A 20798-nucleotide genomic window follows, 5' to 3' on the forward strand; every position below is an offset into this window, starting at 1 on the left:
TGTAGTGTGCTGAAAGGCAGCTTGCCGCCACGTTGCTGCCCGACACCGAGCAATGGACCAACGGCCGCAAAGGCCGAGAAGCGGAAGTCGGTTCAGTCGAAATTTCGGACTGAGCGCCAAAATTTCGCTAATCCACGGTGGGCGTTTTCACTTACTTTGGCAACCTACACTCCCCATTCTCTTGGCACGACAAGGAAAAACCCCGCTCAGCGGTAGGCTGGCGGGGGTTTTTACGCATCGTGCGCGGCCTGAAGAAGGCGCCTCGGCTTCATGCGGCGGCCACCCGAGGCGATACCCGGGCAGACCGTCTCAGATCAGCTCAGATCAAAGCGATCTGCCTGCATCACCTTGGTCCAGGCGGCGATGAAGTCCTGCACGAACTTCTCCTGGTTGTCGTCCTGAGCGTACAGCTCGGCATAGGCCCGCAAGACCGAATTGGAGCCGAAGACGAGGTCGGCGCGGGTCGCCGTCCACTTCGTTTCACCGCGCTGCCGATCCACGATGGCGTAGCTGTTACGCCCGGTTGGCTGCCAGGTGTAGGCCATATCCGTGAGCGTGACGAAGAAGTCATTGCTCAGGGTACCGACCCGATCCGTGAAGACACCATGCTGGCTGCCACCGTGGTTGGCACCGAGGACACGCAAGCCCCCCACGAGTACCGTCATTTCGCTGGCGGTCAGCCCGAGGAGTTGGGCACGGTCGAGCATCATTTCCTCCGGCGTGACGGCAAAGTGGGCCTTCTGCCAGTTACGGAAACCATCAGCCACCGGCTCCAGCACGGCAAAGGATTCCACATCGGTCATCGCCTGCGTGGCATCCCCACGGCCCGGCGCGAAGGGCACTTCGACCGCAAAGCCCGCGGCTTTGGCCGCCTGCTCGATGCCGACATTACCGGCGAGCACGATGATGTCAGCGACGCTGGCGCCGGTTTCGGCCGCAATTTTGTCGTAGACCGTCAGCACCTTGGCCAAACGAGCGGGTTCGTTGCCTTCCCAATCCTTCTGCGGTGCGAGGCGGATACGGGCACCGTTGGCGCCGCCCCGCATGTCCGAGCCACGGAAGGTTCGGGCGCTGTCCCAGGCGGTCGCAACCATCTCACCAACGGACAGCCCGGCGGCAGCAATCTTCGCCTTGACGGCCGCCACGTCGTAATCGCTACGCCCAGCCGGGATCGGGTCTTGCCAGAGGAGGTCTTCCTGGGGCACATCCGGGCCGACATAGCGTGCCTTCGGCCCCATGTCGCGGTGGGTCAGCTTGAACCAGGCGCGGGCAAAGGTTTCCGAGAAGTAAGCCTGATCGTCGCGGAAGCGCTCGGCAATCTTGCGGTAGGCCGGATCGAACTTGAGCGCCATGTCGGCGTCGGTCATGATCGGCTTGCAACGGATGCGCGGATCTTCGACATCGACCGGCATGTCCTCTTCCGCGATGTTGATCGGCTCCCACTGGTGCGCGCCGGCCGGTGACTTCTGCAACCACCAGTCGTACTTGAAGAGCAGCTTGAAGTAGCCGTTGTCCCATTGCGTCGGGTTGGTCGTCCAGGCGCCTTCGATGCCGCTGGTCACGGTGTCGCGGCCAATCCCGCGGCTGCTGTGGTTGTTCCAGCCCATGCCCTGCTCTTCGATATCGGCGGCTTCCGGGGCCGGGCCGAGCTTGGCGGCGCTGCCATTGCCATGCGCCTTGCCGACGGTATGACCGCCTGCCGTCAGCGCCACGGTTTCCTCGTCGTTCATGGCCATGCGGGCAAAGGTGACGCGCATGTCCTGCGCCGTCTTGAGCGGATCGGGCTTGCCGTCCACGCCTTCCGGATTGACGTAGATGAGGCCCATCATCACGGCAGCAAGCGGGTTGGCCAGCTCGCGTTCGCCGGAATAACGGCTGCCTTCGGCGCCGGTCGGCGCCAGCCACTGCTTTTCCGAACCCCAGTAGATGTCTTTTTCCGGATGCCAGATGTCTTCGCGACCAAAAGCGAAGCCGAAGGTCTTCAAGCCCATCGACTCGTAGGCCATGTTGCCGGCGAGGATCATCAAGTCGGCCCAGCTGATCTTGTTGCCGTATTTCTTCTTGATCGGCCACAACAGGCGACGTGCCTTGTCGAGGTTGGCGTTGTCCGGCCAGGAATTGAGCGGTGCAAAACGCTGGTTGCCGGTGCCGCCACCGCCCCGGCCATCGGCCACGCGGTAGCTGCCGGCCGAGTGCCAGGCCATGCGGATCATCAGGCCGCCGTAGTGGCCCCAGTCGGCCGGCCACCAGGGCTGGCTGTCGGTCATCAGGGACTTGAGATCGTTTTTGAGGGCATCGACGTCGAGCGTCTTCAAAGCCTCACGGTAATTGAAGCCAGCTCCCATCGGGTTGGTCTTGCTGTCGTGCTGGTGAAGGATGTCCAGATTCAGCGCATTCGGCCACCAGGCCACATTGGACTGGCTGGATGCGGTCGCGCCCCCATGCATGACCGGGCACTGCCCCCCTTGCTTCGACGTATTCATTTCGTTTGCCATTTCATACTCCTCGTTGTGATCGCGGAAAGTCCTGCTGAGATGCAGATTAGTCGGGATCGGAAGCAATGAAAAATTGGCAAATGCAATTCGATTGATACCTAAATGCTATCGATCAAATAATTAGCGATAGCATCACGCGATTACTGCCCCACGCCCTCGCCAGCCGCGCGAGGTGGGCGCTCAGTTGTCCGCAACCGTCTGGCAGAGCACGGGCTGGGCCGACGGGTCGAGCCAGCGCGCAAGACGCAGCATGTCGGAATAGGCCATGGCGGTGCACCCGGCCGTCGGCACGCCGGGCGCGGCCCAGACATGCAGGAAGAGGCAGGACCCTTTGCCCGGCAAAACGGGATCGGTGTTGCACGCCAGCACCGCCCCGAGGTCATAACGCGCATCGGCGCGCAGCATGTCCTCTGCCGAAGACCAGTCCGGGGTCAGCGCGGCGCTATCCACGATCTGGTTGTAGTAACGCGATGCCGGATCGTCGACCGCCTTGAGGCTGGGCCGGACGCGGTGATACGGGAGGCGAAAGCCGAGTTCAGCGGGATTGGGCGCGCGGCCAAACAGGGCCGTGATCGCAAACACGCCGACCGGCGCCCGGCCATCGCCCTCCTGCTTTTCAGCCACGCCGGACGGTGCCGGGCCGTGCACGCCCCGCCCCCAAGCGAGGCCATGACGACCGAGCATGACAGGAAAAGCCGTGCCAACCGACTGCCAGCCATCGCCGCCCCGCGCCAGGCACTGTGCCTGGCCACAGGTGGCTGACCAATCGGTAGCGACCACCTGCAGGCATTGACGGCTGGCGGGAACAAGCTGAGCGAGATCGAACATGGCGGCTCCGGAAACCGGCCGTGGACACCTTGTAAGGCAAATGCTCACGACCATCAGACCTGCATTATCGACTGCGCCTCGAGGCGACGCCAGCCAGGTTGGCTTGCACTGCCGGACCGGACAAAATATAATCATATTCTAATATTTATTTGGTCTGACCATGAGCATTGCCTGGGAACACTTCACCCCATACAGCGCCCTCGGCGGCGGCGCCCTGATCGGGCTTGCTGCCGCCCTGATGGTGCTTCTGGAAGGCCGCATCGCCGGCATCAGCGGTATTCTGGGCGGCCTCTTGCAACGCCCCCTGCCGCCGGATGCCCGCTGGCGCATGGCCTTCATCGCCGGCCTGCTGCTGGCGCCGCTGCTTTACGGCACCGTATTCCACCTGCCCGCGATCCACCTCAGCGCCTCGCCCCTTCTGATCATCGTGGCGGGCCTGCTGGTCGGTTTTGGCAGCCGGCTGGGGTCAGGCTGCACGAGCGGTCACGGCGTTTGCGGTCTTTCCCGGCTCTCGCCGCGCTCGCTCGCCGCCACGCTGGTTTTCATGGTTGGGGGCATGTTGACCGTCGGCCTCCTCCGACACGGCCTGGGGAACTGAGATGGCCTTGCTGATTCCCCTCGGGCTCGGCCTGCTCTTCGGTTTCGGCCTGCTGCTTTCCGGCATGACCGATCCGGGCAAGGTGCAGGGATTCCTCGATATCGCCGGGCATTGGGACCCTTCCCTCGCCCTGGTCATGGGCGGCGCCATCGGCGTGGCGCTGCTGCCATTCCAGCATGCCCGCGCACGTCTGAAAACCTGGCTGGGCATGCCCATGCAATTGCCCACGGCACGCCAGATCGATCGTCGCCTGATCGTCGGCAGCACCCTCTTCGGCATCGGCTGGGGACTGGCCGGCATCTGCCCCGGCCCCGGCCTGGTGTTGCTTGGCCTCGACCTGGGCCACGGCGCGCTCTTTGTCGGCGCCATGCTGGCCGGGATGGGCCTGCAGCAACGCTACGCGCGCTGAAATCCCGGCACCCCGCCCCAGACATGACAACGCCCCGACCAGCGGGGCGTTGTCATGTAAGAGTTTAGCGAGCAACGCCTCAGGCGGCCAGTTTGCGGCACTCCTTGAGACAGGCAGCGCAGGAATCCGCGCAGGCTTTGCATTCCGCATGGTGATCGGCGTGCTTGCGGCAGGCTTTTTCACAATTTTCGCAAATCTGGGCGGCCACCTTGGCCAGCGCCGGGGCGTAGCGGGAGTCCTGCCCGGCCAGTTTCATCAGCGCAGTACAGGAGGCGAGCAGTTCATTCACCGATTGCGCGCACGCCGCCATGCTCGTGTCGCCGTTCCCCAGCAGGTAGATGCAGTGCGCCAGACAGGCTTCACCGGTCTTCAGGCAATCGGCGGAGGCAGCGATCAAGGCGGCATTACGGCTCGGGCCGCTGCCATGATCATGATGATGATCGTGCTGCCCGGCTGCCATGGCACTGGCAGAGAGGGCGCCAGCCACTGCAGCGGCGGCGGTTTTCAGGAGGTCGCGACGTTCCATGGTCTTCCTTTGCAAATGAATTCGCTTCGAATTTGCGCGGGCCGGCTTCCGCCGCCCGGCTTTTCAGGGCTGTCCGACGGTCGACCGTCGGACAGCCGGCAAAACCCGCCAATCAGTGGCTGGTGCCTTCCGATTTGGTGATCTTGTTCCAGATGTTGTACTTGCCGACCGGCTTTTTCATCGGCAGGCGCTTCACTTCCTTCAGCGTCTCGGCATTGTAGATGATCAGCGCGCCGTCCATTTCCCACAGGCTGGCCAGCACATACTTGCCGTCCCGCGTGAATTCAACGTGGGCGAAGGTCTTGCCCGGCTCGGGCTTGAGCTCGGCCACCACCTCAAGCGTCTGCTTGTCGATGACCTGCATGGTGTCCTTGAACTCGCGGCTCATCATCGAGTCCGTCCAGGCGTAACGGCTGAGTTCGTGGCTGCGCATGAAAAAGCCGGGGCCACGCGTCTTGATCTGCTTGATCGTCTTCCAGGTCGCCATGTCGATGATGCTGATCAGACCCTCGTTGAGGTTCGGCGTTGCCATCACGACCCGTTCCTGCCCTGCGGCATCCCGCCATTTCCAGCTGATGCCGGAACCGAGGTGCGGCATGCCAGGCAGTTCGAGGTCGGCAATCTTCTTGCGCGCATCGAGATTGATCACCTGGCCGCTGACCACGCTCTTGGCGTCATTGCGCGAAGCGCCCATGACCTCGTCGTAGTTCTGGGTGAAATAGAAGTCGTCGAGGTAATCCTCGGTCTGGCTGCGTTGCGGGTTGAGGAAACCCGGCACGAAAGCCCCTTCGCGGTACTTGAAGTCGTGGATGATGCCAGCCGGGATTTCCGGGGCTTTCTCGTTGTAGGAGATTTCCCAGATTTCCTTCACATCCTTCAGGGCCGCGACAAAGCTCTGGCGCGGGCTGGCGTCGTAGACCGCCGAAACGCGGGACGAGACCTTGCCGTCCTTGTCCGTCACCGGAATCGATTTCACGAACTTGAGATCAGCGTCGAGGATGACCAGGCTGTGCGGCAGGTAGTTGGCCACGGCCACATACTTGCCGTCACCCGACACCGCCGCGTTGCGCGTGTTGATCCCGGCGCGCACTTCGCTGATCACCTTGAGGTTCCACAAGTCGTACTTGGTCACCCAGCCATCACGCGAAGCAAAATACACATAGCGCCCGTCCGGCGTGAATTTCGGGCCACCGTGCAGGGCATAGCGCGAGGGAAAGCGGTGAATGCGTTCCAATTTGTCGCCATCGAGAATGGAAACGTGATGATCGCCTGACTCCACGACGACAAAGAGATTGAGCGGATCGGCCTTGAACACCGGCTTGTCCGGCAACGGTTTCGACACATGCACGATGCGCGAGGCCGCGATCTCCTGCTCGCCCCAGACTGGCATCGGCTGGATCGGCGTGTAGATGAAATCGACCAGCGCCTTGGCGTCGACCGTCGAGAGCTTGTCACCGAAGGCCGGCATCTGCGTGGCCGGACGGCCTTCGCGGATGACCTTTTCCGCCTCTGCCTTGCGCAGACGCGCCAGGTTGTCCGGAATCAGGGCCGGCCCGATGCCGCCGAGACGCCCCTCGCCATGACAGGCAGCGCAGTGCTCCTTGTAAGCCTGCGGCGCATCCGCCGCCTGGGCCAGCTCGGCCATGGCCATCAGGGTGCAGGCCGCCAGTGCCGCCGGGATCACGACATTCCACTTGATCATGATGCAATCTCTTCGTCAGTCAGATAACAGCCGGGGTCTTCCGCCCACGGATTGCCGGTCAACTGCTGGGCGCGCACCCGGGTATTGCCGTTGCAGATCAGACGATGGGCACAGCCCGCGCAGCGCCCTTCGACGGCACGCGGATACTGCTTCAGGCCCGCCATCAGCCGGTCCGAAACATCCGGCCAGATCTCGGAGAAGGGCCGCTCGCGCACATTGCCCAAGGTGTGATGCCACCACATGGTGTCCGGATGCACATTGCCGAGGTTGTCGATGTTCGCCACATTGACGCCGGAGGCATTGCCGCCCCACTGGCGCAGCTTGGCATCGATGTGCGCCGCTTTTTCCGGGAAGCGCTGGCGCACCCAATGCAGGAAATACGCCCCGTCGGCATCGTTGTTGCCGGTCGTGAATTCCTTGCCGAGGCCGCGCGCACGGTACTCAAGACAGGTCTCGAACAGCAGGTCCATGGCCCAGCGCGTCAGCTTGTGCTGGGCGTCGTCCTTGCGGTTCTTGTTGCCCCGCCCGGCGTAGTTCAGGTGCGAGAAATAAAAGCGGTCAATCCCTTCGTCCTCGACCAGCTTGAGCAGGCCGGGCAGGTCGTGGGCATTGTCCTGGGTCATCGTGTAGCGCACGCCGATCTTGAGATCGAGGTCGCGGCACAGGCGAATGCCGTGCAGCGACTTCTCGAAGGCCCCATCCAGACGACGGAATTTGTCGTGCGTGGCACCGAGCCCGTCGAGCGACACCCCGACATAATCGAAATCGCACGCGGCAATCTGCCCGATGTTGCTTTCATCGATCAAGGTGCCATTGGACGACAGCGCGACGTAAAAGCCCATGGCCTTGGCACGCTTGGCGATATCGAAAATATCGGGGCGCAGGAGCGGTTCTCCGCCGGACAGGATGAGCACAGGCACGCGGAAGGCCTTCAGGTCATCCATGACGGTCGACACTTCAGGGAAGCTCAATTCCCCGGAGAACTGGGTATCCGCCGAAATCGAATAACAATGCTTGCAGGTCAGATTGCAGCGCCGGATCAGGTTCCAGATCACCACCGGACCCGGCGGATTGCGCTTGGGACCCACCGGCGTCGGGGTATCCAGTTCCTGGATGAATTGCGAAATGCGGAACATGTGAAGCCTCAAAAAACGTTCAACGCATTGCACCGCAAGCAGCCCGTCTTCGGCGTTGATTCACATCAACGCTATCCGATCCTCAAGCATTTGCTTGAAATATAAAAAATAACAAAATAAGATTATCCCATACGTCTAACGCAGGCATTGTATTCATGCAGGCATCGCCCACCATCCTGATCGTCGAAGATTCGCTTTCCATCCGCGAAACCCTGAAAGCCATCCTGCTCGATGCCGGATACCGGGTGCACACCGCCGAGAATGGCCTCGCCGGCTTTGAGGCTGCGCGCAGCTGTTCGCCCGACCTCATACTGAGCGATCTGGAAATGCCTGAGGCAAACGGCTTCCAGCTTCTCTCCCGCATCCGCGAGGATGCCGAACTGGCGATGACCCCCTTCATCATGATCACGGCCATCACGGACCGCACCAGCACCCGACGGGCCATGGAGCTGGGTGCCGATGACTACCTGACCAAGCCCTTTACCCCGGAAGAAGTGTTGTCCACGGTCAAAAGCCGCCTTGCCAAGCAGCAAAGCTGGCGAGAGGCCACGCACGCGCTGCAGCACGCCACCAACCAGCGCATCATGGGCATCCTGCCGCACGAGTTGCGCACCCCGCTCAAGGGCATCATCGGCTTTGCCGAACTGATGTCGATGATGGCGGGCAAAGGCCTGACACCCGCCCAGACAAAAGAGTTCTCCGAAATCATCCTGCGCTCGGGCAAGACCCTGCTCAGCCACACCACCCGCCTGCTCACCTTGATGGAATACCAGCACGCGGAACATCAAAATCCAGCCGATGCGTCCAGCAGCCTGTGCCCGATGTGGGTCGACCAGGAACTCCAGAGTCAGCTGGCCGAACAATTGCCAACCAGCACGGTGAATGCAGAAGCCCGCATCGAAAGCGCAGACCTGCATTGCCGCGAGGACCTCTTTCGCGCCATGTTGCGCGAACTGGTCAGCAATGCCATCAAGTTTGCTGCCCCCGGCTCGACCATCCGGATACACGGGCAGAAAACCGCAGACCGACGTTATCAGCTCGATATCGAGAACCCGGGACGCGCCTTCCCCAGTGAACGCCTGCAGCAGATCGGTGCTTTTGTTCAGTTCGATCGCGGCACCCATGAGCAGCAGGGCTTGGGGATCGGCTTGGCCATCATCGGCCACGCCTGCCGGATGAGCCGGTCCCGCCTGAACGTGTTCAACCTGCCGGAAGGCAGCGTGCGCTTCCGCCTGAGCATCCCGCTCCGCCCCCATCAGGCTTGAACGCTCGGCACCCGGTCAGCGTAAACCGGTTTCATGCGTTAGTTCCGGGACGCCAGGCAAGCGATAGGCTTGCGGTATACTCTTTCGATGACCATGAATGCCCCCCAAGCGACTGCCGGCGCCGTGCCGGCCCTCCCCGAGCGCTGGCATGACGACGTGCATGCACAGCTGCAGCAGGGTGAACCGGTTCAGGCCTGCCTCGAACTCGATCTGGATGACCGCCTGCAATTTGCCAGCGGCCTGCTTGTCGTCACTGACCGCCGCCTGCTCGGCCGGGCACCCGGTGCCAGCCAGTGGCAAAGCTGGGATCTGCGCGATGGCCTGAGCCTCACGCATCACGATCACGCCGGGGTCGGCGCGCTGGAATTGCAGGACAGCAGCGGCCGTCTGGCCATCTGGCGCTACACGCTGGCTCACAATCTGGCCGCCCTGCGCCTGATCACCGAATTTGACCTGCATCGCGACAGCCGGGTATCCGGCCGCCCCGTGGTGCGCGCGGAAGACGATGCCTGCCCCAAGTGCAAGGCACCCATTCCGCCGGGCGAGGACGAATGCCCGATCTGCAACCGCGAAGCCACGGTGGCGCCGTCCACCTGGACGCTGTTCCGCCTCTGGCGTTTTGCCCGCCCTTACCGCTGGCAGCTCTTTCTGGGATTTGTGCTCACGCTGGCGTCGACCGCCGCCCAGCTGGTGCCGCCCTACCTGACCATGCCGCTGATGGACGAGGTGCTGATTCCCTTCCAGAACGGCAAGCCGATCGATTGGGGCCTGGTCTCGATGTATCTCGGCGGACTGCTCGGCGCTGCGCTCGTGGCCTGGGGACTGGGCTGGATTCGTACGTACATCCTCTCCCTCGTGTCCGAACGCATCGGGCGCGACCTGCGCACCCAGACCTACGACCATCTGCTCGGCCTGTCGCTGGAATATTTTGGCGGCAAGCGGACCGGCGACCTGATGGCCCGCATCGGCAATGAAACCGACCGGATCAACATCTTCCTGTCGCTCGACCTGCTCAATTTCGCCACCGACGTGCTGATGATCACGATGACCGCCGTCATCCTGTTCTCGATCAACCCCTGGCTGGCGCTGGTCACGCTCCTGCCCTTGCCGATCATCGGCTGGCTGATCCACTTCGTCCGTGAAAAGCTGCGCACTGGCTTCGAGAAGATCGACCGCGTCTGGGCCGAAGTGACCAACGTGCTCGCCGACACCATCCCGGGTATCCGCGTGGTCAAGGCCTTTGCCCAAGAAAAGCGCGAGGGCGACCGCTTCCGCGCCGCCAACGAGCACAACCTGGCGATGAACGACAAGCTGAACAAAACCTGGTCCGTGTTCACCCCCACCGTCACCCTGCTCACCGAAGTCGGCCTGCTCGTCGTCTGGATTTTCGGCATCTGGCAGATCGCCCGGGGTGATTCCACGGTCGGCGTACTCACCGCCTTCCTCGCCTATATCGGCCGCTTCTACACCCGTCTCGACTCGATGAGCCGCATCGTCTCGGCCACCCAGCGCGCCGCCTCCAGCACCAAGCGCATCTTCGACATCCTCGACCATGTGTCGAGCGTGCCGGAGCCGACCAACCCGGTGCATCTGGAAAAGGTCACCGGCCAGATCGAACTCAAGAAAGCCAGCTTCCGCTACGGCACCCGCGCCGTCACCAAGGATGTCGACCTTGTCATCCAGCCGGGCGAGATGATCGGCCTGGTGGGGCACTCCGGCTCGGGCAAATCGACGCTGGTGAACCTGATCTGCCGCTTTTACGATGTCACCGAAGGCCAGGTGCTGATCGATGGCGTTGATGTCCGCTCGGTGCCGGTTTCGGAATTCCGCAGCCACATCGGCCTCGTGCTGCAGGAGCCCTTCCTGTTCTTCGGCACCATTGCCGAGAACATTGCCTACGGCAAGCCGCACGCCACGCGCCAGGAAATCATCGCGGCGGCCCGTGCCGCCCACGCCCATGAGTTCATCCTGCGTCTGCCGCACGGCTACGACTCGCTGGTTGGCGAACGCGGCCAGGGTCTCTCCGGCGGCGAACGTCAGCGCATCTCCATTGCCCGCGCCCTGCTCATTGATCCGCGCATCCTGATCCTGGACGAAGCCACCTCGGCGGTCGACACCGAAACCGAGAAGGAAATCCAGAAGGCGCTCGACAACCTGGTCAAGGGCCGCACCACCATCGCCATCGCGCACCGCCTGTCCACCCTGCGCAAGGCAGACCGCCTGGTCGTCATGGACCGCGGGCGCATTGTCGAGATCGGTAACCACGATCAGCTGATGGCCGAAGAAGGCCACTACCACAAGCTCTACATGGCCCAGGCGCGCAACGTCGATACCGAAGATCCGGCACCGGCCTCGCCCAACCTGCCCAAGACCGTGGCCGTCTGAGCCCAAGACCGAGAGATAGCATGTCGAACGTTTCTTTCCAACTTGAACGCGATCCCTACGGTCGACTCGTCCTGACGAGCGAAAACGGCGAGCGCCACGAAGGCGTCACCCCGGTGCGCGCTTTCCCGATTGCCGCGCCGGACGAAGGCATTTCGCTGGTCAGCTTCGAAGGCCATGAAGTCGGCTGGGCCGACCGCATCGCCGACCTGCCGGTGCCCATCCGTACCTTGATCGAGGACGAACTCGCGAGCCGCGAATTCGTGCCGGAAATCCGCCGCATCGCCAGCGTATCGAGCTTTGCCTGCCCGAGCACCTGGCAGGTCGACACCGACCGCGGCAGTTGCGAGCTGGTGCTCAAGGGCGAGGAGGATATCCGCCGCCTGTCGCGCACCCAGTTGCTGATTGCCGACACCCATGGCATCCAGTTTCTGGTCCGCGACCTGAACACACTCGACCGCCAGAGCAAAAAGCTGCTCGACCGTTTCCTGTAACGCGGCGTACCCGAATGTGACATTTTTTCGCCCCGGGTCATCCATGCCCGGGCGAAAGCGTTAATAATTACCAGCTGCCCATACAACTATTTCTCACAGTCGAACGGAGCCGGGCGACACTAGCATGAAGAAAAAAGACATCATCATTCGGGACCTCATCAGCCTGCGTGGCCCGAGCATCTGGACCTACCCGCCCTCGATCGAAGCCTGGATCGACATCGGCGAATTCGAAGACTACCCGTCGAACACCCTGCCCGGCTTTGTCGAGCGCCTGAAAGCCTGGCTGCCGAACATGGTCGAGCATCGCTGCAACTACGGCGAACACGGCGGCTTCTTCCGCCGCCTCGACGAAGGCACCTGGATCGGTCATGTGCTCGAACACGTGGCCCTCGAACTGATGACCCTCGGCGGCCTGCCGGACGGCTTTGGCCGCACCCGCGAAACCACCGAGCGCGGCGTCTACAAGCTTGCAATCAGCAACTTCCAGGACGACTGCACCAAGCTCGCGCTGGAACTGGGCATCGAGCTGATCCTCGCCGCCGTCAATGACACGCCGTTCGACATGGCTGCCGCTACGGAAAAAATGCGGCGCAAGGTCGATCGCAAATACCTCGGCCCCTCCACCGCCGCCATCGCCAATGCCGCCGAAGCCCGTGGCATTCCGTACATCCGCCTGCTCGACGACGGCAACCTCGTCCAGCTCGGTTACGGTGCCGCAATGCGCCGCATCTGGACGGCCGAGACCGACAGCACCAGCGCCATCGCCGAAACCATCTCGCGCGACAAGGACCTGACCAAGGAACTCATTTCCTCGGTCGGCGTGCCGGTTCCGGAAGGTCGCGAAGTCGAGGATGCCGACGATGCCGTCGAGGCCGCCGAAGACATCGGCTACCCGGTCGTCGTCAAGCCGACCGACGGCAACCACGGGCGCGGCGTCTTCATCGACCTCGTCACCCCGGAAGCCGTGCGCAAGGCCTACGACATTGCGGTCGAAGAAGGCTCCGGCGTCCTCGTCGAACGCTCCATCCCGGGCATCGAACACCGCCTGCTGGTCGTGGGCGGCAAGCTCGTCGCCGCCAACCGCAGCGACTTCATCATCGTCACCGGCGACGGCACGCAGACCGTGCAGCAGCTGATCGACACGCAGATCAACATCGATCCGCGCCGTGGCCACACCGAGCTGCATCCGCTCTCGATCATCAAGATCGACACCGCCGCCAAGATCGAACTCGAACGCCAGGGCCTGGCGGGCGACAAGGTCCCGGAAAAGGGCCGCGAGGTGCTGATCCAGCGCAACGCCAATCACGCCTTCGACTGTACCGACGAAGTGCATCCGGACACCGCCGAGGTCGTTGCTCTCGCCGCCCGCGTGGTCGGCCTGGACATCGCCGGCATCGACCTCGTCTGCCAGGACATCTCGAAGCCGCTGGCCGATCAAGGGGGCGCCATTGTTGAAGTGAATGCCGGCCCGAGCCTGCTCATGCACATCAAGCCGGGCATCGGCAAGCCGCGTCCGGTCGGCCAGGCCATCGTCAACAACCTCTTCGCCCCCGGCCTGACCGGTCGCGTGCCGCTCGTCGGCATCACCGGCACCCAGGGCAAGACGCACGTCGCCAAGCTCGTTGCCCACCTGCTCTACATCGCCGGCAAGCACACCGGTCTGGCCTGCAGCGACGGCCTCTTTCTCGGCCGCCGCCAGGTCCAGAAGACCGATGCCGCCCACTGGGACGGTGGTCGCCGCCTGCTGCTCAACCGTGCTGTCGAAGCAGCGGTCATTGAAAACGGCGCCGAAGTCATTCTCGGCCAGGGCCTGGCCTACGACCGCTGTTCGGTCGGCATCGTGACCAACGTCAAGCCGGAAGCCGAAGACCTCTCGCGCTGGGATGTCCAGCCGACCGGCGGCGAGTACTACACGACCCCGCGTTCGATCTACCGCACCCAGGTCGATGTCGTGCTGCCCAGCGGCCATGCGGTCCTGAATGCCGAAGACGAACTGGTCGCCGACTTTGCCGAGCTCTGCGATGGAAAAGTCATCTTTTTTGCGGTCGACCGCAACCATCCGGTCTTTGCCGCCCACGTCGCCAAGGGCGAACAGGGCGTCACCGTCATCGACGGGCGCATCGTTCTGGCCACCGGCACCGAGGAGATCCGCCTCTGCCGCGTCACCGATGTGCCGCTGATCGGCAAGGCCAAGCGGCCGGAAGACATCGCCAGCACCCTGGCCGCCACGGCCGCAGGCTGGGCCCTGGGTCTGTCCAAGGATGTCATCAAGACCGCCCTGAAGACGTACGGCATCGAGCTGCCTGATCCGGCCTCGCTGCTCATGAAGAAATAACAAGGACTAAGACGTCATGGACGTTTCCCGCATTCGTGCCTTGCGCGGCCCCAACCTGTGGAGCCGCCACACCGCCATTCAGGCTATCGTCACCTGCGAGGGCGCAGAAACCGCCATCGCCAAGCTGCCCGGCTTCGAAGCCCGCCTGCGCGAGCGCTTTCCGGAACTCGGCGACCTGATCCCCTCCGATCACCTCGACACGGTTTCCGTCGCCCACGCCCTGGAATTCGCCGCACTGGGCCTGCAAGCCCAGGCCGGCTGCCCGGTCACCTTCAGCCGCACCACGCAAACCGTGGAAGAAGGGGTCTATCAGGTCGTCGTCGAGTACACCGAGGAAGACGTCGGCCGCCTGGCCTTCAAGCGCGCCGAGGAACTCTGCCTGGCCGCCCTGAACGACACCGCCTTCGATCTGGACGGTACGCTGAAGGAACTGCGCGACCTGGACGAAGACATCCGCCTCGGCCCCTCGACCGGTTCCATCGTCTCGGCCGCCGTGGCGCGTGGCATCCCCTTCCGCCGCCTGACGCAGGGCAGCCTCGTCCAGTTGGGCTGGGGCTCGAAGCAAAAGCGCATTCAGGCTGCCGAAACCAGCTTCACCAGCGCGATTGCCGAATCCATCGCGCAGGACAAGGAACTGACCAAAAAACTGCTGCACGCCGCCGGCGTTGCCGTGCCGCTGGGCCGTCCGGTCGATGACGAGGACGATGCCTGGGCTGCGGCTCAGGAAATTGGCCTGCCGGTCGTCGTCAAGCCGCAGGACGGTAATCAGGGCAAGGGCATTTCGGTCAATCTGACCACCGAAGAACAGGTGCGCAAGGCCTATCAGGTTGCCGTCAGCTTCTTCGACGACATCATGGTCGAGAAGTACCTGCCGGGCCACGACTGGCGCCTGCTCGTCATCGGCGACAAGCTGATCGCCGCCGCCCGCCGCGACCCGCCGCTGGTGGTCGGTGACGGCACGCATACCGTGCGCGAACTGGTCGATATCGTGAATAGCGACCCGCGTCGCTCCGACGGTCACGCCACCTCGCTGACCAAGATCCGCTTCGACGACATCGCTGTGGCCCGCCTGGCCGAACAGGGCTACCAGCCGGATACGGTGCCGCCGCGCGGCGCCCGCGTCGTCCTGCGCAACAACGCCAACCTGTCGACCGGCGGCACCGCCACCGATGTCACCGACGACGTGCATCCGGAACTCGCCGCCGCCGCCATCACCGCCGCCCAGACGGTCGGCCTCGACATCGCCGGCATCGACGTGGTCTGCGACACCATCCTGAAACCGCTCGAAGACCAGGGCGGCGGCATTGTTGAAGTCAATGCCGCCCCCGGCCTGCGCATGCACCTTGACCCGTCTTACGGCAAGGCGCGCGCGGTGGGCGAAGCGATCATCGACATGATGTTCAAGCCGGGCCCGGACGGCAAACCAGACAATGCCCGCATTCCGGTTGTCGCGATCACCGGCACCAATGGCAAAACCACGACCAGCCGCCTGATCGGCCGCATCTTCGAAGCCAACAAGCAGCGCGTCGGCATGACCAGCACCGATGGCATCTATGTGCAGAACAAGCGCATCGATACCGGTGACTGCTCCGGCCCGCGCTCTGCCCGCAACGTCCTGGCGCACCCGGATGTCGATGCCGCCGTGCTCGAAACCGCCCGTGGCGGCGTCTTGCGCGAAGGCCTCGGTTTCGATGTCTGCGACGTGGCCGTGGTCACCAACATCGGTGTCGGCGATCACCTCGGCCTGAACTACATCACGACGGTCGACGAACTGGGCGTGGTTAAACGCGTCATCATCGAAAACGTGAAATCGGACGGCCACGCCGTCCTCAACGCCGGCGACCCGATCGTGGCCCGCATGGCGCCGCATTGTTCCAGCGAAATCATCTTCTTCGCCCGCGACAAGAAAAACGCTGTGCTCGCCACGCACAAGGCCCAGGGCAAGCGTGTCGTCTATGCCGACCGCGATGCCATGGTCTTCCAGCAAGGCGGCAAGAAGCACCGCATCCCGTTTGCCAACGTGCCGCTGACCCGCAACGGCACCGTCGGTTTCCAGGTTGAAAACGCGATGGCTGCGGCTGCGGCCGGCTGGGCGCTGGGCATCGACTGGGTGCTCATCGAGCAGGCCCTGGCCGGTTTTACCAGCGATGCCACGACGGCACCGGGCCGTTTCAATGTTTTCGATTACAAGGGGGCGACCCTGATTGCCGACTATGGCCACAACCCGGATGCCATCCAGGCCCTGGTCGATGCCATCGAAGGCATGCCGGCGGTGCGCCGCTCGGTGGTGATCAGCGCGGCCGGAGACCGTCGCGATGACGATATCCGCCAGCAAACGGAAATCCTCGGCAAGGCCTTCGACGATGTCATCCTGTATCAGGATGCCTGCCAGCGCGGCCGCGAGGATGGCGAAGTCATCGCCCTGCTGCGCGACGGCCTGACCAATGCCACGCGCACCAAGCAGATCGATGCCATCAACGGCGAGTTCGTGGCCATCGACACCGCCCTCGCCCGCCTGCAACCGGGCGATCTCTGCCTGATCCTGATCGACCAGGTGGACGAAGCGCTGGCCCATATCGCCCAGCGTATCCGCGAAGCCTGAGCCCTGCCCCGGCCCAGGCCGGGCCAGCCGGAATCCCCGGGGGACAAGATTCTTCGAATTTTGTCCCCAACGGGAAACCTTATTTGCTTAGAATCACTCTGACACACGCCCATCCCGTTTCAGGAGTGCATTCATGTTCAGCAAACTCTTCGGTGGCGCGCCCTCGGCCCCCACCGACAGTGCATCGTCGATCTCGGAAGTTCAGGCGCTACGCGGCCTGGTCGCTGCGATTCAGAAATCGCAGGCGGTCATCGAGTTTTCGCTCGATGGTACGGTCCTGACCGCCAACGACAACTTCCTCAACGCACTCGGTTATCGCCTGGATGAGATTCAGGGGAAACACCATCGTTTGTTCGTTTCACCGGCAGAGGCGCAAAGTCCCGCCTATCAGGCCTTCTGGAACAAACTGGCCAGCGGCGAGTTCGACGCCGGCCGGTATCTGCGCATTGCCAAGGGTGGCCGTGAAATCTGGATCCAGGCCAGTTACAACCCGGTTCTGGATGCCCACGGTCGACCGTACAAGGTCATCAAATTTGCCACCGAGATTACCGCCGAAGTCATGCGTGAAGCGGATTTCAGCGGCCAGATCGACGCCATCAACAAAGCTCAGGCCGTCATCCAGTTTTCTCTGGATGGGCGCATTCTGGAAGCCAACGACAACTTTTGCCAGGCACTCGGCTACACCGCAGATGAAATCCGCGGCCAGCATCACAGCCTGTTCGTCGAGCCAGACTACAAAAACTCCGTCGAATACCGCCTGTTCTGGGAAAAACTGGGTCGGGGCGAGTTCGATGCCGGCCAGTACAAGCGTATTGCCAAGGGCGGCCGTGAACTCTGGATTCAGGCGACGTACAACCCGATCATGGACGCCAGCGGTCGACCGTTCAAAGTCGTCAAATTTGCCACCGACATCACAGCCCAGGTCCGCGCCAGCCAGGCCTTGCAGCAGGCCGTGAGCGAAACGCAGATGGTGGTCGGTGCCGCTCAGGAAGGCGATCTCACCGCCCGCATCGGCGTCGGTGACAAGCAGGGAGAAATTCTCGAGCTATGCAGCGGCCTGAACAGCCTGCTCGACAGCATGGGCAGCGTGATCGCGCAAATCCGTGAAAGCGCCGATGCGGTCAACGTTGCCGCCCGCGAAATTTCGCAGGGCAATTCGGACCTCTCTGCCCGCACCGAAGAACAGGCTTCCAGCGTTGAAGAAACCGCTTCGACCATGGAAGAACTCACCGCCACGGTGAAGAAAAACAGCGAAAACGCCACCCACGCCAATGATCTGGCCGCGGATGCCCAGGTGGTCGCCGAGCGTGGCGGCCAGGTGGTCAACGATGTGGTGGCCACGATGTCCGCCATCCAGCAGTCCTCCAACCGGATTTCGGACATCATCAGCGTCATCGACGGCATTGCTTTCCAGACCAATATCCTGGCGCTCAATGCGGCTGTGGAGGCGGCACGAGCGGGTGAGCAGGGGCGCGGCTTCGCCGTGGTCGCCACCGAGGTCCGCAATCTGGCCCAGCGCAGCGCCAGCGCCGCCAAGGAAATCAAGACGCTGATTTCCGATTCGACCGACAAGGTCCGCAACGGGACCCAGCAGGTCGATCAGGCCGGACGCACCATGGCCGAAGTGGTCGACTCGATCAAACGCGTGGCGGGCATTGTCAGCGATATTTCCAGCGCCAGTCGAGAACAGGCAACCGGCATCGAGCAGGTGAATCAGGCCGTCTCCCAGATGGACCAGGTCACCCAGCAAAATGCGGCCCTGGTCGAAGAAGCCGCCGCGGCGGCTGAAAGCCTGGATGAACAGGCGCATAACCTGGTCACGCTGGTCTCGCGCTTCACCGTCTCGGGCGAACGCCCGCTCCAACCAGCCGCACGCCTGAGCGCGCCGCGCCGCCCGGCCCCGGCCCTGAGCCAGCCCGCACGCAGTCTCCCGCGGAGCAGCCCGCCCCGGGCCAAGTCCGCTCCCCGTACCCTGCCGGCAAACAGCCAGCACGAAGAATGGGAAGAGTTCTAAGCCTGCACCCATCTGGCAGGCAGCATGAAAAACGGGGGCCGAGGCCCCCGTGTTCACATCAGCTCAAGCGTAAGCCGCTTTTTTTCAGGATGCGGGTCGAATAGAGAATCTCTCCGGCCCGACAGGCCTCGCCCAGCACGGCACGGATCTCGGCCGCCTTGCTCGCACACTCCTCGCGCGAACTACCATGCACCATGGCAAAGAGGTTGTACGGCCAGGCCGGAAGGGCACGCGGGCGCCGGTAACAATGGGTCACGAAAGGCAAGGCACCGATCAGGGGCCCCAACTGATCCACCTGCTCATCCGGCACATCCCAAACCGTCATGCCGTTCGCCGTCCAGCCAATCGCATAGTGGTTGGGAACGGCACCAATCCGGCGGATGATGCCGGCTGCCTGCAACTGCGTCAGGCGTGCCATCACCTCATCGGCTGACATCGCCAGTTCGGCCGCCAGCGCGGCATAGGGTTCCGGTACCAGCGGCAGCCCCGCTTGCGTGGCCACGATCAGCGCCCGGTCGAGCGGGTCCAGCAAGACCGGCGAGGCCATATCGGCGCGGAGATCGGTGCTCATACCCGTGCCTCCAGCTTCATTTCCACAAAGTACTCCCGCTCTTTCGGGAAGGCATGAACCGGCAAGCCCGTGGCCGTTTCGATCTGGGCAATCGCCTCGGCAATGCCTGCCGGCGTCTCGGTGGCCAGGACGAACCACATATTGAGCGCGTGCTCGCGCCGATAATTGTGCGCCACGGCCGGCAAGGCATTGACCTGCGCCGCGACGGTTTCATACGCGGTCTCCGGTACGGCCAGTGCGGCCAATACAAACGCGCCGCCCATGCGTTCGATCTGATACATCGGGCCAAAACGGGTCAGCACCTTATCGTCCAGCAAGCGCTGCAGACGCGCGATCAGCTCGGCTTCGCTGATGCCCAGACCTTCGGCTGCCGCCTGATACGGTCGCGCGCAGATCGGGAAATCGCCCTGCAATTCGGCCAGTATCCGACGGTCGACCGCATCCAGGCAGACATTTTCAGCGGGCCGCTCACGCATAGCGGGCACCTGTCTGCTTGAAACGGGTGCGCGAGAACAGGACATCATGCGCGCAGTCTTCGAGGTTCAGTGTCTGGCGCAATTCGGCAATGCGCGTCGTCACCTCAGTGCGGTCCTGACCATGGATCATGCAAAAGAGGTTATAGGGCCAATGCGGCAAGACCCGCGGGCGCCGGTAACACAAGGTCACCCCTTCGGCTTCGGCCAGGGCTCGCCCCAGTTCGCCCACCCGCGCCTCGGGAATATCCTGCACGAGCATGGCATTGGCCGTATAGCCCAGTTCATGATGCCGGACCACGACCCCGAAACGCTTGATCGCGCCGGCTTCCAGCCAGGCGCCGATCTGCCGGAGCACATCGGACTCGGAGAGTCCGATACGCTCGGCAATTACCTGGAAGGGACGGATGAACAAGGGCAAGCCTTCCTGCAGCACGCCAATCAGGCGCCGGTCGCACTCCCCCAGCGGGACCGGCTCGGCTAGCGGGCGCGCCGTCGCGCGCACCGTCTTGGCATCGCCGCTCAAGGAAAAACCCAGGTCGATATGAAACTCTTCGAGCAGTGGCAAAACGAGAATGGGATAACCGGCCGCCGACTCGATGGCACCCAGGGTAGCCTGCAAGCGGGCCTCACTGCCCGCCGTGACGACAAACCACAGGTTGTAGGCATGCTCCCGCTCGTAGTTGTGATTGACCTCGGGAAAGCGGTTGACCGCTGCTGCCACGCTGGCAAGCTGCGCCGCAGGCACGGCCATGGCTGCCAGGGTCGAGGCGCCGATCCGCTTGGGCGCAAAAACGGCCCCGACGCGGGAAATCTTGCCTGCCTGACGCAGTGTCTCCAACTGACGGATCACCACCCGCTCCGCGACGCCCAGGCGGGCAGCCAATTCGGCAAAGGGGGCCGGGCAGAGCGGAAAGTCTCGCTGAAACTCGTTCAGCAGGCGAAATTCAAGCGCGGTGTCCATGATC

The 20798-nt window shown here is 63.2% G+C and carries 16 protein-coding genes; 8 read left to right on the top strand and 8 right to left on the bottom strand.

The features are described 5' to 3' along the window. Positions 1-314: 314 nt before the first annotated feature. Together katG and AACO21_RS08630 are read right to left on the bottom strand one after the other, a co-directional pair. Positions 315-2495: a catalase/peroxidase HPI gene (gene katG / locus AACO21_RS08625; protein WP_346192114.1), complete on the bottom strand. Its 2181-nt coding sequence runs from the start codon at positions 2493-2495 to the stop codon at positions 315-317. Positions 2496-2675: 180 nt separating this feature from the next. Next, positions 2676-3323: a L,D-transpeptidase family protein gene (locus AACO21_RS08630; protein WP_346192115.1), complete on the bottom strand. Its 648-nt coding sequence runs from the start codon at positions 3321-3323 to the stop codon at positions 2676-2678. Positions 3324-3483: 160 nt separating this feature from the next. Here AACO21_RS08630 and AACO21_RS08635 point away from each other — a divergent pair, with 160 nt between their 5' ends. Both AACO21_RS08635 and AACO21_RS08640 read left to right on the top strand, forming a co-directional pair. After that, entirely contained in the window at positions 3484-3921 is a 438-nt protein-coding gene (locus AACO21_RS08635; RefSeq protein WP_346192116.1) for a YeeE/YedE family protein, read from the top strand. Position 3922: 1 nt separating this feature from the next. Continuing rightward, a complete protein-coding gene (locus AACO21_RS08640) occupies positions 3923-4330 on the top strand; it encodes a DUF6691 family protein (protein ID WP_346192117.1) in 408 nt (135 codons plus the stop codon). A gap of 79 nt (positions 4331-4409) precedes the next feature. On the opposite strand, the gene AACO21_RS08645 is transcribed toward AACO21_RS08640, so the two are convergent. The 3 genes from AACO21_RS08645 to nirJ all read right to left on the bottom strand — a co-directional run bounded on the left by AACO21_RS08645 (position 4410) and on the right by nirJ (position 7694). Further along, positions 4410-4856 (bottom strand): four-helix bundle copper-binding protein, encoded by a 447-nt coding sequence (locus AACO21_RS08645; protein ID WP_346192118.1) that lies wholly within the window; start codon positions 4854-4856, stop codon positions 4410-4412. 112 nt (positions 4857-4968) lie between these two features. Then, complete coding sequence (locus AACO21_RS08650) at positions 4969-6507, bottom strand: cytochrome D1 domain-containing protein (RefSeq protein WP_346192295.1); 1539 nt, start codon at positions 6505-6507, stop codon at positions 4969-4971. A gap of 47 nt (positions 6508-6554) precedes the next feature. Continuing rightward, entirely contained in the window at positions 6555-7694 is a 1140-nt protein-coding gene (nirJ, locus tag AACO21_RS08655; RefSeq protein WP_346192119.1) for a heme d1 biosynthesis radical SAM protein NirJ, read from the bottom strand. 155 nt (positions 7695-7849) lie between these two features. Between nirJ and AACO21_RS08660 the strand changes: the two genes are divergently transcribed. From AACO21_RS08660 to AACO21_RS08685, 6 genes are all read left to right on the top strand, one after another. Continuing rightward, on the top strand, positions 7850-8959 hold the full coding sequence (locus tag AACO21_RS08660; RefSeq protein WP_346192120.1) for a response regulator: 1110 nt from the start codon (positions 7850-7852) through the stop codon (positions 8957-8959). Between the two features lie 93 nt (positions 8960-9052). Beyond that, on the top strand, positions 9053-11344 hold the full coding sequence (locus tag AACO21_RS08665; RefSeq protein ID WP_346192121.1) for an ABC transporter ATP-binding protein: 2292 nt from the start codon (positions 9053-9055) through the stop codon (positions 11342-11344). A 20-nt stretch (positions 11345-11364) separates the two neighbouring features. Then, the gene (locus AACO21_RS08670) at positions 11365-11835 is read left to right on the top strand and encodes a DUF1854 domain-containing protein (RefSeq protein ID WP_346192122.1); all 471 of its coding nucleotides are present in this window, start codon (positions 11365-11367) and stop codon (positions 11833-11835) included. 124 nt (positions 11836-11959) lie between these two features. Continuing rightward, positions 11960-14170 carry a cyanophycin synthetase gene (cphA, locus tag AACO21_RS08675; RefSeq protein WP_346192123.1) on the top strand — a complete coding sequence of 737 codons (2211 nt, stop codon included), beginning with the start codon at positions 11960-11962 and terminating at the stop codon, positions 14168-14170. Positions 14171-14186: 16 nt separating this feature from the next. Continuing rightward, complete coding sequence (gene cphA, locus AACO21_RS08680; RefSeq protein WP_346192124.1) at positions 14187-16772, top strand: cyanophycin synthetase; 2586 nt, start codon at positions 14187-14189, stop codon at positions 16770-16772. A 133-nt stretch (positions 16773-16905) separates the two neighbouring features. Then, positions 16906-18786 carry a methyl-accepting chemotaxis protein gene (locus AACO21_RS08685; protein ID WP_346192125.1) on the top strand — a complete coding sequence of 627 codons (1881 nt, stop codon included), beginning with the start codon at positions 16906-16908 and terminating at the stop codon, positions 18784-18786. A gap of 58 nt (positions 18787-18844) precedes the next feature. Here the strand turns inward: AACO21_RS08685 and AACO21_RS08690 are convergent, their stop codons facing one another. From AACO21_RS08690 to AACO21_RS08700, 3 genes are read right to left on the bottom strand one after another with little or no spacing between them, the layout of a single operon-like run. Continuing rightward, a complete protein-coding gene (locus AACO21_RS08690; RefSeq protein WP_346192126.1) occupies positions 18845-19357 on the bottom strand; it encodes an Lrp/AsnC family transcriptional regulator in 513 nt (170 codons plus the stop codon). After that, complete coding sequence (locus tag AACO21_RS08695; RefSeq protein WP_346192127.1) at positions 19354-19833, bottom strand: AsnC family transcriptional regulator; 480 nt, start codon at positions 19831-19833, stop codon at positions 19354-19356. Before AACO21_RS08695 ends, AACO21_RS08690 begins: the two co-directional genes overlap by 4 nt. Then, entirely contained in the window at positions 19826-20794 is a 969-nt protein-coding gene (locus AACO21_RS08700; protein ID WP_346192128.1) for an Lrp/AsnC family transcriptional regulator, read from the bottom strand. Before AACO21_RS08700 ends, AACO21_RS08695 begins: the two co-directional genes overlap by 8 nt. Positions 20795-20798: the final 4 nt, after the last annotated feature.

This window comes from Dechloromonas sp. ZS-1 (assembly GCF_039649255.1).
Classification (GTDB): domain Bacteria; phylum Pseudomonadota; class Gammaproteobacteria; order Burkholderiales; family Rhodocyclaceae; genus Azonexus.